The sequence below is a fragment of the Hymenobacter telluris genome (assembly GCF_017313265.1).
GTDB classification, from domain to species: domain Bacteria; phylum Bacteroidota; class Bacteroidia; order Cytophagales; family Hymenobacteraceae; genus Hymenobacter; species Hymenobacter telluris.
The window spans coordinates 83893-96612 of sequence record NZ_JAFLQZ010000013.1 but is presented as its reverse complement, the minus strand read 5'-3'; the positions used below and the strand labels follow the sequence as shown (position 1 = coordinate 96612).

Genomic DNA, 12720 nt, shown 5'->3' with positions numbered 1-12720 from the left:
AGGCACAGCCGCTTACTCGATGCGGCGCTTGATAAACCACCGGTTGTTAAGCGAAATTCCCAACTGCGCCCGGATGTATTCTTCCTTGATGTTGCGCTCGGTGCTGGTGCTGGTTGTGCGCACATCGGTGTTGCCACGCTGCCCGTAAGTGAATGATAGGTTAACGGTTGACGACTCCAGCGGCGAAGCCGACACCGGCAACGAGAAGCCCCAGCTCACCGACCGGTCGTAGAGGGCTTGGCCACCGGGGCGGTAGGGCATTTGGGCTACAGCTACCCCAGCCCGGTAGCTTACCCGCTTGAAGTAATTGTCAACCGAGGTAGGATCGGGCACAAACTCACCACCCGCCGACATGCGAAGCGTATTGCTCAACGGCACGCCTATTAGCCCACCCCGCTCACTAAACGACTGGAACTTCGACCATTGCTGCTGCGAGGCATCCACGTTGAACGACCAGTTGCGGTTGTTATCAATACTGATACCTACCTGCGCCAATGAGGGTACCACCGCGTAGCCGGTTTCATCGGCCAGCGTGTCGCCTACGGTTCCGGCTAGTACGCTGCCGTTAGCCTGCTGCGTTTCCTGGGTTAGCAGCCGTTCGCCATTCAGCTTGGTTTGGAAACCGTACACCCCGCCAATGTTGTAGTTCAGCTTGTCGCTGAACTTACCCCGGTAGTGAATGCCGGTCCGGAATTTAAAATCAGAATAGTGAATATGGTCGAGGCTTACTACCTGGTTGGCAGTGGTTGACCCAACCTGCGTACTGGTAGTCAGATCATTGCTGCCGAAGATGTAGGACGCCGTAAGACCCACCGACAACCCTTTAGCTAGCCGGAGCCCCTGCGCAAAATAAGCTTCCGACAAGTCGCCCTGTCCCTGGTAGCGGCTTTGCACCGAAGTGGTAGGATCGTTTTCCACCGTGCCCATCTGCACCGATTCAAAATCGACGGCGCTGTAGGGTTTCAGGCCGATGGCGGCTCCCCAACGAGTGGAAAGCGGCACAGCCAGCGCGAAGTAGCCCAACGTTGCGCTACCGGTTTTCTGCGACTGAACGTTGTTCTGCACCGTTTTGTACTGCCCGTTTACGGCTACCTCCCACGTGGTGCGGTTCATGTAGTACAGCAACGCGGGGTTCAGGTCGTTCACTTGCACCCCGTTGGGCGCAGCCACGCCAGTGCCGCCCATACCCGACTGCCGGATGCCGCCTGTATTCGAGTACGTGTCGCCGAGGCCCAGCCGGGAATAGGGCGAGTTGCCGAGTCGTTGCGCTTGGCTATGGGTAGCGGCCCCGAGGCTCAGCAGTGTCAGCCCCAGCAGCCCGGCGTATTTAGAGTTCAACATTGTAGGCTAATATGCGGTGGAGCCCTAATAAGACGAGTTCCGGAATGGCAAAGATAGGGCCTTTCAACCGGGGTTGGAAAAACGCGGCGTCGCCACCGGCTAGTACCACTCCTAGTTCCGGAAATTGCTCCCGGTATCTGTCAATCAAGCCGTTCACTTCGGCGGCCGCGCCATTCAGCACGCCGCTTTGAATGGCGGTCTGGGTACTGTCGCCGGTGAGCGGTATGGTGGCTTCCAAATTGGCAGGCAACTCCACCAACGGCAGGCGCCCCGTAAACGTATGCAGCGCCTGAAACCGCAGCCGCAGCCCCGGCGCAATACTACCGCCGCGGAAGGTGTGCCCGCCTTCCACCAAGTCGCACTTGATGGCAGTACCGGCATCCACAATCAGGGTATCCTGGTTGGGCCGTTGCCAGGCCGCTCCCACAGCGGCAGCCAGCCGGTCGGCACCCAGGGTGTGTGGGGTAGCGTAGGTATTCTGGATTGGCAGGGGCGTGGTGGCAGCCTTAAATTCCAGCACCAGCCCTGGCACTGCCAACTGCAATGCCACCAGCCACGCATCGGTAGCTACTATCACCGAAGCCACAATGGCGTGCTGAAGCTTCAGCCGGCGCACCACGGCAAGTAGCTCATCCGGCGTATTCACCGAATCGGCTTCCAGCAATTCGCTGTCCTCGAAACAGCCATACTTCACAGCCGTGTTGCCAATATCAAGAGCGAGCGTACGCACAAGCGGAATGAAAGTAAGTTGGCCGGTGACGAAAGTGGATAAACCAGAACGTCATCCCGCCTGCGGTGTCTTGCAGGTAGGATGACGTTCCGGTAGATAAGGTTGCGTCTACATGAAATACTTCAGGCGAATCACTTCCTTCTCATTGAGGAAGCGCCACTTGCCGCGCGGCAAATCCTTCTTGGTGAGGCCTGCATACTGCACCCGGTCCAGCGACACCACATCGTAGCCTAAGTGCTCGAAAATGCGGCGCACAATCCGGTTGCGGCCAATGTGAATTTCAATGCCCACGAAGTGCGCGTTGCCGGCTACTACCGCCACGTCGTCCACTTCGGCTTTGCCATCTTCCAAGTCAAGGCCGGCGGCAATCTGCTTGAGGTGCTCTTCCGTCAGCGGCTTGTCCAGCTCTACCTGGTAGATTTTCTTGTTGCGGTGCGAGGGGTGCGAGAGTTTCTGCGCCACTTCGCCGTCGTTGGTGAACAACAGCAAGCCGGTGGTATTCCGGTCGAGGCGGCCCACTGGGAACACCCGCTCCTTCGATGCTTCCTTGATGAGTTCCATCACCGTGCGACGGCCTTCCGGGTCGTCGGTTGTCGTGATGAAGTCCTTGGGCTTGTTGAGCAGCACGTATACCAGCTTCTCGCGGTTGAGGTTGGTTTTGCCATACTGCACCGTGTCGTTGGGCTGCACTTTGTAGCCCATTTCCGTCACCACCTGGCCGTTCACCTTGATTTCGCCGGCAGCAATCAGCGCATCGGCATCTCGGCGCGAGCAGATGCCCGCGTTGGCGATGTAGCGGTTCAAGCGTACTTCGCCGCCAGCATCCTCGTCCTCTTCCCGGCGGCGCTTGTTACCGCGGGTTTTGTCGGCTTCGTAGTGCTTGAGGTTTTTGTAATCGGGCGCCTGGCCGGCCACTTCGCCACGCTTCAGCTTATCAGCCCGGTTTGGGGTAGAAGCGTCTCGCCCCTTGCGCGTATCGGGGCGCAGGGTACGCTCGTTGCGCTCCGGCCGGTCGCCGTACGGGCTAGCAGGACGCTCTTCCCGTTCACCATACGGGCGGGGGGCGGGGCGGCTGCCGAAGCTACGCTCCTGCGAACCACCACCAGGGCGGTTGCCGCCAAAGCTACCTTCCCGACGCTCACCGAAACTGCGGTTACCAAAGCTGCTCCGTTCGCCGGCGCTACTGCCAAAGCCTGCGTCGCGCCGCTCACCGTAGTTGCTGCGCGGCCGTTCGGATCGGTCGTCTTCACGCCGTGCCGGACGCGGGCTGGTTTCTTCATTGAAACCCTCGGGGCGGCCCCGAAAATCAAACGGACGAGCTGGCCGAATAGCGCGGTCTGGTCCCAGGTTTTCGTCGTCACGAGGTGCGGGGGCGCTGTATGGTTGCGGCGCGGGCGTCTCCTTGAAATTCGGGTCCGTTTTCACAAACTTCCGGTTCCGCTCTCCGGCCCCGCCACGTGGCACGGCGGGCTTGCCTTCCTGGCGGTACGGCTGACCGTCCCAGGTTTTCTTGGGCTCAAACGGACGAGCCGGACGCGCATCGTTGCCGCGTGAGTTGAAGCCGCCGGAGCGGCGGTCATCGTCGCGGCGCGGTGCGGCGCGGTCGAATGAGCGGCTGCCCTCCCCCTGGCGGTTGCCATAAGGCCGGCTGTTGCTGTCGTTGTCACGGTTGCGGTAGCCACCACCAAAGCCGCTGCCGCCGCCCCGGTTGAAGCCGCTGCCAGCGGGCTTACTGAAACCACCCGAGCTGGCGCCAAACTTCTTTGGACCACCAAAACTGGTTGGCCGGTCGCCGGTGCTGCGGCCAAAGCCTGGGCGCGGTGCCGAACCTGCTTCGCGGCTATTGCCACCACCAAAACGCGGCGCTTCGTCGCGGCCACCCCGGTCGGTAGTAGGCCGGGGGGTGTTGAACTTTTGATAAAAGCCCGATCCGCTGGCGCTGGAAGGACGTTCGGTGCGGCCTTTGCGGCCTGGCGTATCGCCGGAGTTATGCTTCTTGCCCATGGTTGCAAGGATGCGTGCCGTATCGCTACGGTACAGGTTGAAATTCAGAATTACTGGTAATTGGGCCCAACAAACAGCACCAGAAAACAGTGCCCGGACTAGCAGCCCGTCCTCCACTGGTGGAGAAGCCGGCCGGTAGTCCGGGCATCGTGTGTGGTGTTAGGTGTTAGTCGCGGCGCGCCATTTTGGCTTCGATGGAGTGCTGGGTGTGCGGCACGGCCCGTAGACGCTCCTTCGGAATCAGCTTGCCGGTGCCAATGCACACGCCGTAGGTGCTGTTCTTGATGCGGACTAGCGCGTTTTCGAGCTGCTGGATGAACTTCATTTGGCGCGAGGCCAATTGGTTCAGGCTTTCCTTCTCGGCGGTATCAGCACCATCTTCTAGCACCTTCGACGACGAAGCCGTGTTATCGGTACCAGAATCATTTTTGCGGCTCAGCGTCTCTTTAATGAAAGCCACTTCTTTGCGGGCGGCAGTCAGCTTGTCCTGGATGATTTGCTCGAACTCAGCCAAATCTTCCCTGGAATAGCGTATGGTTTCGTCACTCATGTCGGGTAAGAAAAAGTAAACTTGGATTAATAGAGAAGAGGCTGCCGGCATGGCCCATCAGATTCTTCAGGATGAGGCCTCAACAGCAATCCGGCCGAATTAGTTTAGGCCTCTCAGCTGTAGTAACCCCCTTTCATCCAAACCCGACCTAATTGGCGCGGCTTTTCCGGGCGCAAAGCTACGCTTTTCGCGAGAATTATCTGCTTGGCCTGCAAGCATAATGCACCTCACGCCAAGGTTGAACTTTAAAAACCAAGCATTTGAATGGCAGCTACTGCGCCTTCCACCCCCTTGTTGCCATGCTTGCCACCGGCCCGGTCCCAGGCCTGCTCCAGCGTGTTGGTGGTAACCAGCCCAAAGATGACTGGTTTATTGAACTTCAGACCCACATTGGTAATACCGTTGGCTACAGCGTTGCAGATGTAGTCGTCGTGTTTGGTTTCGCCTTTGATAACAACCCCGAGGCAGATTACGGCATCTATTTCCTCGTGCTGAGCCAGCAACTGTGCTCCTAAGGTTAGCTCAAAGCTGCCGGGTACTGTGTTGCGGAAGATGTTCTCTTCCTTGGCGCCGTGTTTGAGCAGCGTGTCGTAGGCGCCCTTAGCTAGGGTATCAGTTATCTCGCGGTTCCACTCGGCTACCACTAGCCCAAAGCGCTTTTCAGAAATGTCAATGAACTGGTCGGAGGTGTAGTCGCTCAGGTTTTTGAGGGAAGTTGCCATATAGGTTGGTACTGATGAGTTGAGAGACAATAACGGGTGCGGGCAACTTTCTGCCAACGCCCATAAAAACAAGCGGCACTCCCCTACTTAGGAGAGTGCCACTTGTTGCAATGAAAACAGCATTTACTTGCTAGCTGTCATTCCTTCAGCGCGCGACTTGTACTGGCGCGCCTCCCCTGATTCAAAAGAATTGGGGTAATCGTTTATAATTCGGTCGTAGGCTTTCACGGCCCCGTCGTAATCTTTGCTCAGTTCGAGTGCTGTGGCTTGCTTCATCAGGTAACCGGGCGTGAACTGCTCGTTGGCGTTGTGGTCGGCGGCTTTGGCGTAGAACTCGGCAGCTTCCTTGTATTTGTTTTGCTCGAGGTTAGCATCTCCGAGCAGCGCATACGCCCGGGCCTGCACCAGCAAATCATCCGAGGAGAAATCTTCCAAGTAGTCGGCGGCAGCTTTGTACTGGCCTTCCTTAAGGGCGGCTACTCCGGCATAAAAGTTGGCTAGGTTGCCGGCTTTCGTGCCGCTGTACTCACTGGCAATTGATTCCAGACCTACGTACTGCCCGTCGCCCTTCATGGCTTTCTTCAGAGAGTCGGCTTCCCAGTAGTTTACTGCCTGAAACATGGCAGCCTGGGCTTTCTCGTCCTGCGAAGAACGCCACGTGTAGAAAGCAAAAGCTCCTACAATGGCGGCTACCACTACGGCCAGCAAGCCCAGCAGAATACCCTTCTTGCGGCGTATGAAATCCTCCGTCTCCACTAGGCGGGTAGCCAGCGCATCGGGGTCTTCCAGCAACGGATGCTCTGGGCTGTAGCTTTCAGTGGCTTGTAGCGGGTCGGCCGAAACAGGTTGTTGAGGCTGACGGGCGCCAGGGGTTTTGCCCGTGTATGGAATCTTTGACATGATGTACTTTCTGGGAAATCAGCAGCCGAAACCGGATAAGGATTGCGGCAGGAATAAAGCTAGTCGCGGATGTAAGGATAATCCTGCTGTACGTAAACGTCTTTGTACAGCTCGTCGGCCGTGGGATACGGGGAAGACTCGGCGAAATCAACCGACTCTTGCACCTGCGCCTTGATCTTTTCGTCGATGGCATTCAACTCCTCCTCGGTGGCCATGTTGTGGGTGAGGATGGTGTGCCGTACCGCTTCGATGGAGTCGCGCGAGCGGTAGTCTTCCAGTTCTTCCTTGGTGCGGTACTTGGCCGGGTCGCTCATCGAGTGGCCCTTGTAGCGGTAGGTTTTGAACTCCAGGAACGTTGGACCTTCGCCAGCACGGGCACGTTCGGCAGCGCGTGCCACAGCGTAGTGTACGTCCTCTACATTCATGGCATTCACCGGCTCCGAAGGCATGTCGTACGACTCGCCCATGGTGTAGAGTTCCGTTACGTTGGAGGTACGCTGCACCGAGGTACCCATGGCGTAGCCGTTGTTCTCCACTACGAAGATGACAGGCAGCTTCCAGAGCATGGCCATGTTGAAGGCTTCGTGCAAAGCGCCCTGACGAACAGCTCCGTCGCCCATGTAGCAGATGCAGAGGTTGCCGGTCTTGTTGTACTTCTCGGCAAACGCCAGGCCGGCACCCATTGGCACCTGCCCGCCTACAATACCGTGGCCACCTACGAAGTTCACTTCCTTATCGAAGATGTGCATTGAGCCACCTTTGCCTTTCGAGCAGCCAGTAGCCTTAGCGAACAGCTCAGCCATGATGGCGTTAGGCGACGTACCGAGGGCCAGTGGGTGCGCATGGTCGCGGTACGCGGTGATGTACTTGTCGCCTTTCTGAAGGGCCGACACAGCACCGGCTACGCAGGCTTCCTGCCCAATGTAGAGGTGACAGAAACCTTTAATCTTCTGCTGACCGTACAGCTGACCAGCCTTTTCCTCGAACTTACGCATGAGCTGCATTTGCTCATACCAAGTCATATAGGTCTCCTTCGGAAACTCCGGCTGGGCTGGGCTGCTGGCCTTCGGGGCCCCGGTGGCTTCTTTGGCCTCGGGGTTGGAAGGGGGCAACATAGAATCGGGCTGCCGTACCGGCTCGGCCGCAGCTTCTTTGGGCTTGGATGCGGCCTTCGTAGTCGACGATTTCTTCGCCGAATTGGAAGCCTTAGGGGCAGCCTTTACTTTCGTCTCCGCCATCTTACTTTCAGTTGTTCGCGTTTGGGATGCGAAAGTACGTAAAAGGATTTCAATTACGAACCTCGCATGATTCTAGAAACCTTGCATTTATTGTTCTTCAAAAACTATAGCGAGGCGAACCTGCGCCTGTCGCCGCGCATCAATTGCTTTGTAGGCGACAATGGCAGTGGTAAGACTAATCTACTGGATGCCATCCATTACCTCTCACTCACGAAGAGTGCTTTTACTGTTTCTGATGCGCAAAGCATCAAGCAAGAGGAAGAATTCTTCGTCGTGAAGGGCCGCTTCAAACAGGAGGCTACTGGGTCAGAGCAAACCGAGCCAGCCGTTACCTCCGAGGTCATTCAGGTGAGCTTGCGGGCTGGGCAGAAGAAAGCGGTGACCCACGACAAGCAAGCTTATGAGCGAATATCCGACCACATTGGCCGTTACCCGGCCGTGCTCATCTCTCCTTATGATACTGACCTGATCCGGCAGGGCAGTGAGGAGCGACGGCGGTATTTCGACAGCCTGATTTCGCAGCTCGACCACGAGTATCTGGAATTACTTATTGCGTACAACCACGTACTGCGGCAGCGCAACTCCTTGCTGAAGCTGGCAGCCGAGCGCCAAGGCGGCTACGACCGGGACTACTTATTAGTGCTGGATGAGCAGTTAGTACCCGCCGGGCAGAAGATTGTGGAAGCACGCCAGCAGTTTCTGGAAGAGTTTACGCCGGTGTTTCAGCGCCACTACCAGCAGCTAGCCGATAGCCGGGAGCTGGTCACGCTCGATTATAAGACGCAGCTACTGGAAGCCGACTTCGCGAAGCTCTTGCGAGTGAATGAGCGGAAGGACCTAACCTTGCAGCGTACTACGGTTGGCCCGCACAAAGACGATTTCGTTTTTCTGATGGATGGCTTGCCCGTTAAGAGCTACGGCTCGCAGGGGCAACAGAAGTCCTACGTAATTTCGTTGAAGCTGGCGCAGTTTGAGATACTGGCCACCCGCAATCAACACAAGCCCCTGCTGCTGCTTGACGACATCTTTGACCGGTTGGATGAGAAGCGTATTACGCGGCTGCTCCAATTAGTAGCAGACCACACGTTCGGGCAGGTATTCCTCACCGACACTCACTTGGACCGCACCGACCGGGCTTTGGCAGATTTGTCGGAACAGGTCAGTCGTTTCCGGGTGGAAAAAGGAACGGTAGTGGCGCTGTAGGGGGTATCTTTGTGCGTACTGCTAACACGCCTATTTTGCTGTTAGCTCGCGCGTTATTTTACCGTTTTGCCTTGAAAAAACCTAGCACTTCCGCAAACTCACGTCAGGGCGATATTGTGTCCTTGAAGGACAGTATTACGGCATTGCTGAAAGCATACCGGTTGCAGGGCAAGCTCAATGAAGTGACAGTAGTGGCCAGCTGGGAGAAAGTGATGGGCAAGGCTGTAGCACTGAAGACCAAGGAGGTGTATGTGAGCAACAACAAGCTATTCGTACGCCTAACGTCAGCGCCCCTCAAGCACGAACTGGTAATGGCCAAAACGCGGGTCATGGAGCTCATCAATTCTGAAGTTGGCGAGGCAGTTATTAAAGAGGTGGTATTCTTATAATATCTGCCCGCCAACTCCTTTTTATAGTCACGCTTGGCTACCGCAAATTCAGGGCATCACGTTACTTGTATATAAGGGTAATTTCGCTTGCAGCAGTAAGTGCTGCTCAGTAGATAGCACGCTAGTAGTTGTCGGTGGGTATGGCATATTTGGCAAGCGCCCTATCGACAACCCGAATTGCCACCTCCTCTGCCCCGCCCTACTTGTTATAGCCTAGTAGCGTGCCAAGTCAGCCCACTTGTCTCGATTCTAATTCGGAAGTGGTAGCGCACCAATTAGCTATTTCAACCCTATCAGAATTACGCAGCAAGCAAAAGGAGGAATTCTTGCTACTGGCATTCTGAATAGTTTTTCTATAAGCTCGCTCCAGAATCGATTTTCCTTTGCTGAGGTAAGTCTGTTATACTGCCCTAGGTATGTATGCCCAGCTATAGCAGGATGGTTGCCGGGCTGTGCCATATTGCCGAAGCAGAGCAACTGTTCTGTTTTCCTTCTTCGACACATATATTCTTATGACCTCCTCTCCCCTACCCGACTTCCGGCCGGTGTCGTACTCACGCGTCACGCTCACTGAACTGATGATACCGTCGTACGCCAACTTTGGTGGCAAGATTCATGGCGGCATCTTACTTTCCTTGATGGATAAGGTTGCCTATGCTGCGGCTTCCAAACATGCCGGCACTTATTGCGTCACAGTCAGTGTTGATGGCGTGAATTTTCTACAGCCAGTAGAAGTGGGTGAACTGGTGTCCTTGTTAGCCTCCGTCAATTACGTGGGTCGCACTTCCCTGCTAGTCGGCATCAAGGTCATTGCCGAAGACGTGCGCACGGGCACCGTCAAACACACCAACACTTCTTACTTCACGATGGTGGCAAAGGACGACGATGGCAAGCCCACCCCAGTACCAGGACTCCAGCTAGATACCCCTGAAGATGCGCGCCGATTTTTGGAGGCTATCAAACGGCGTGAGTTCAATGCCGAACATCGTCGGGAATTCGACAACGCGCTTACCTCGTTGGCAGTCGAACATCAGCTTCCGCTGCTAGAGAAAGAGCGGTGCCGGATAACCTACCGAACCTAGATTCAGTCTTCTTTTGGCCACCTAATTCCCAGGCCAAAGCAGTAGCCTATTCAAGTCAAAAGCCTCCTCTATACTGCCAATTAAATGCACTAGAGGAGGCTTTGTATTACAGCATAGCTGCCAGATGAGAGGTTGTTTTGTAGCACTTTCACTGCCGAGCCTAACAGATATGTTTCACGTGGAACATATCTGTTACTTGGGTCCGTACACTTTTAACAGCAATTCATTATAGGCTTCCAACAGAGCAATATACTTAGTCTGGAGCGCCATGAGTTGCTTAGCGTAATCTTGGTCAGCAGGTTGCGGTGTTACACTTTTGGATGTTACAGTATGTAAAGAGACAGGGGCAACATTTGATGTTACAAACGGGATAACAGATTGTTGTAACGCAGTAAAGTCGTGAGAAAAATCATGTCCGATTATTTCTCCTATCTTAGTTACAAATGCGTAATCAAGTGTCTCATCCTTGAATTTACGATATATGGTTGGACGTGTAATACCTAACTCGTCTACAATCCGAGTAATGGAAATACCGCTGTTTTTGATGGCTTCTTGCAGTATTTGACCCTGATGCGGCATAAATGAGTAGGTGTAAACGATGATGTAAATATGACACTTATGTACGGAACATCAAAACAAATACTGTAAATAACACAATGTAATATTATACAGTGTATAAGTATCGTGATACACATGTTACATGCTTTACAGTGCAAACTCGGATTACAATTACACGGACACTTGTAACAAAATACACTGTATAATGTATCAGACAGCCGCTACAGAGTCAAAAACCAGGTTTTTGATACACCGTTAGCCGTACACTATAAGCTAGGAGCAGCAACCAGGTAACCTAAGCGTAGCCTAGCCAAGCGACTGGGCCAGAACCACCGGTATTACAGGAGGCATGCGTGTATTGCTACTGTATGTCACCAAGCATAAGTGCCGCTCTGATAGACACCAAGGAACTAGCATCCGTTGTGAGCCAAGCAGGGTATTCTAAACACACAAGCGGCACCTCATTGAACGATTTACACCTGCCATTCCGATGGCTCCGAAGTGCGAAAATTCAGCTGAGAAAATTGCGGTAGAGGAGCTGGTGGCGTTGTGTGAGTGCAGCCTGTTTCGTAGTGGCTAGTGCACAACCATCAGCCATCTAGTGCCGACGCTGTGCTACATACGGACAAGTACAGCTGCCATATACCCGCCATTAAGCTTATGGCAGACGCCCTACTACCTTACTGATTTTTGGAATCCGCCACAGGCTTTTAGCTACCTGTTAGCGCCTTCGCTCGGCTTCGCACTAGCAGTTGGTTAATGAAATGCTTGCACGTTTCCGCCGCGTAGCCGCGCCGGTAGTCACGCTCGGCAGCGTGCAAATGGTTCTTAACCTCAATACAAAGCAGCTACCCGAACCGCGTTGCGCAAATGTGGGTGGTCAAGCAAGTAAGGGATATAAGGAACCGGTATTTTAGTGGCACTAACCTTTCAATCTTCATCCATTACAATGAAACGAATCATTTTGCTGCTTCTGCTGGTGGCAGTAACCGCGGGAGGCTATTTCTATTACCAGAGCTTGAAAGCCGGGCCGAAGTACGCCTTGGTGCAGGCTGCCAATGCCGCCCGCACCCACGACATGGCCACGTTCGAGCGGTACGTTGACGTGAGCAGCGTAACGGGGAGCTTGGTAGATCAGGTAACCAGTCAAGGTTCAGCATTGGGCCTATTGAACCCAGGAGGATTTGCCTTTAAAGGCGCCTTGCGGATGCTGAAGCCGCAGCTGGCGCAGGTGGCCCGCAAAGAGGTACAGCAATACATTGAAACCGGCTCGTTGCAGGGCGCCGCCGATGCGGCCCGCTCAAAGGGTGTGATGAACATTTCGCTGGCCGGGCTGGTGGGCAAAGTGGCCAGTGCCGACAGCAAATTCAAGGACGTGAAATACGTGAACGAAGAAGGCGAGCAGGCCCTGGTCGGCCTGGAATTCACGCAGCCGAAATACGACACCACCATGGTAGTAGAGCTAAAGATGCTCAACCGCGGCGACCATTGGCAGGTAACGGAAATCACCAACACCGGCGACCTGCTCAAGCATGTGGCTCGACTGGAAAAGCAACGCCTACTGAAGTAAGTCTTGCCATAGATTACCCTTAAAAGCAAAAGCCCTGACACCACGTGGCGTCAGGGCTTTTGCTTTTAGTTTGCTCGGGCTATCGGCGGCCGGAGAACAGGAAGTAGATGATGGAACCACCGAAAGGGAAGAACCAAATGATGAGGCCCCAGATGATTTTCTTGCCAGCCGACCAGTCTTGCTTGATGAGGCTGAGGAAAGCCAGCACCGCTAAAATCAGGTAGGCGACGCCAAATATGGTGAGGGAGCCATCGGCCCGACGGCCGCTGCAGCTGCTTAATAGAAGCGAGAAAGCCAAAGCCAACGACAGCATATTAGCCGGCAGGCGGTTGGCAAGAGTTTGAAGTTTGTTCATGAGCGTAGGGAGTGAGTTGATTCTGTGGGTTTTCTACGCACATCTTTTGGAATAGATATAAAATATCAACTATTATAG

At 54.7% G+C, this 12720-nt stretch carries 13 protein-coding genes; 4 read left to right on the top strand and 9 right to left on the bottom strand.

Annotated features, from left to right (window positions below; genetic code table 11):
- Nucleotides 1-12: 12 nt before the first annotated feature.
- The 7 genes from J0X19_RS17400 to pdhA form a co-directional block, all read right to left on the bottom strand.
- A complete protein-coding gene (locus J0X19_RS17400; protein ID WP_206985702.1) occupies nucleotides 13-1341 on the bottom strand; it encodes a hypothetical protein in 1329 nt (442 codons plus the stop codon).
- Nucleotides 1328-2071: a type III pantothenate kinase gene (locus J0X19_RS17395; protein ID WP_206985701.1), complete on the bottom strand. Its 744-nt coding sequence runs from the start codon at nucleotides 2069-2071 to the stop codon at nucleotides 1328-1330. Before J0X19_RS17395 ends, J0X19_RS17400 begins: the two co-directional genes overlap by 14 nt.
- Nucleotides 2072-2179: 108 nt before the next feature.
- A complete protein-coding gene (locus J0X19_RS17390) occupies nucleotides 2180-4075 on the bottom strand; it encodes a pseudouridine synthase (RefSeq protein WP_206985700.1) in 1896 nt (631 codons plus the stop codon).
- A gap of 166 nt (nucleotides 4076-4241) precedes the next feature.
- Nucleotides 4242-4625 carry a TraR/DksA family transcriptional regulator gene (locus J0X19_RS17385; RefSeq protein WP_026880443.1) on the bottom strand — a complete coding sequence of 128 codons (384 nt, stop codon included), beginning with the start codon at nucleotides 4623-4625 and terminating at the stop codon, nucleotides 4242-4244.
- Nucleotides 4626-4870: 245 nt separating this feature from the next.
- Nucleotides 4871-5347 carry a 6,7-dimethyl-8-ribityllumazine synthase gene (ribH, locus tag J0X19_RS17380; protein ID WP_022825573.1) on the bottom strand — a complete coding sequence of 159 codons (477 nt, stop codon included), beginning with the start codon at nucleotides 5345-5347 and terminating at the stop codon, nucleotides 4871-4873.
- Between the two features lie 123 nt (nucleotides 5348-5470).
- Entirely contained in the window at nucleotides 5471-6247 is a 777-nt protein-coding gene (locus J0X19_RS17375; protein ID WP_206985699.1) for a tetratricopeptide repeat protein, read from the bottom strand.
- Between the two features lie 59 nt (nucleotides 6248-6306).
- Nucleotides 6307-7269, bottom strand: a complete 963-nt coding sequence (gene pdhA / locus J0X19_RS17370; protein WP_242582890.1) for a pyruvate dehydrogenase (acetyl-transferring) E1 component subunit alpha — start codon at nucleotides 7267-7269, stop codon at nucleotides 6307-6309.
- A 282-nt stretch (nucleotides 7270-7551) separates the two neighbouring features.
- Here pdhA and recF point away from each other — a divergent pair, with 282 nt between their 5' ends.
- The 3 genes from recF to J0X19_RS17355 all read left to right on the top strand — a co-directional run bounded on the left by recF (nucleotide 7552) and on the right by J0X19_RS17355 (nucleotide 10159).
- Nucleotides 7552-8688: a DNA replication/repair protein RecF gene (gene recF, locus J0X19_RS17365; protein WP_206985697.1), complete on the top strand. Its 1137-nt coding sequence runs from the start codon at nucleotides 7552-7554 to the stop codon at nucleotides 8686-8688.
- Nucleotides 8689-8699: 11 nt separating this feature from the next.
- A complete protein-coding gene (locus J0X19_RS17360; protein ID WP_317194788.1) occupies nucleotides 8700-9077 on the top strand; it encodes a DUF721 domain-containing protein in 378 nt (125 codons plus the stop codon).
- Nucleotides 9078-9589: 512 nt separating this feature from the next.
- The gene (locus J0X19_RS17355) at nucleotides 9590-10159 is read left to right on the top strand and encodes an acyl-CoA thioesterase (RefSeq protein ID WP_206985696.1); all 570 of its coding nucleotides are present in this window, start codon (nucleotides 9590-9592) and stop codon (nucleotides 10157-10159) included.
- A 192-nt stretch (nucleotides 10160-10351) separates the two neighbouring features.
- Here J0X19_RS17355 and J0X19_RS17350 read toward each other — a convergent pair whose 3' ends face one another.
- Nucleotides 10352-10738 (bottom strand): helix-turn-helix domain-containing protein, encoded by a 387-nt coding sequence (locus J0X19_RS17350; RefSeq protein ID WP_206985695.1) that lies wholly within the window; start codon nucleotides 10736-10738, stop codon nucleotides 10352-10354.
- A 928-nt stretch (nucleotides 10739-11666) separates the two neighbouring features.
- Between J0X19_RS17350 and J0X19_RS17345 the strand changes: the two genes are divergently transcribed.
- Entirely contained in the window at nucleotides 11667-12287 is a 621-nt protein-coding gene (locus tag J0X19_RS17345) for a DUF2939 domain-containing protein (RefSeq protein WP_206985694.1), read from the top strand.
- 79 nt (nucleotides 12288-12366) lie between these two features.
- Here the strand turns inward: J0X19_RS17345 and J0X19_RS17340 are convergent, their stop codons facing one another.
- Nucleotides 12367-12642 (bottom strand): PLD nuclease N-terminal domain-containing protein, encoded by a 276-nt coding sequence (locus J0X19_RS17340; RefSeq protein WP_206985693.1) that lies wholly within the window; start codon nucleotides 12640-12642, stop codon nucleotides 12367-12369.
- Nucleotides 12643-12720 lie beyond the last annotated feature (78 nt).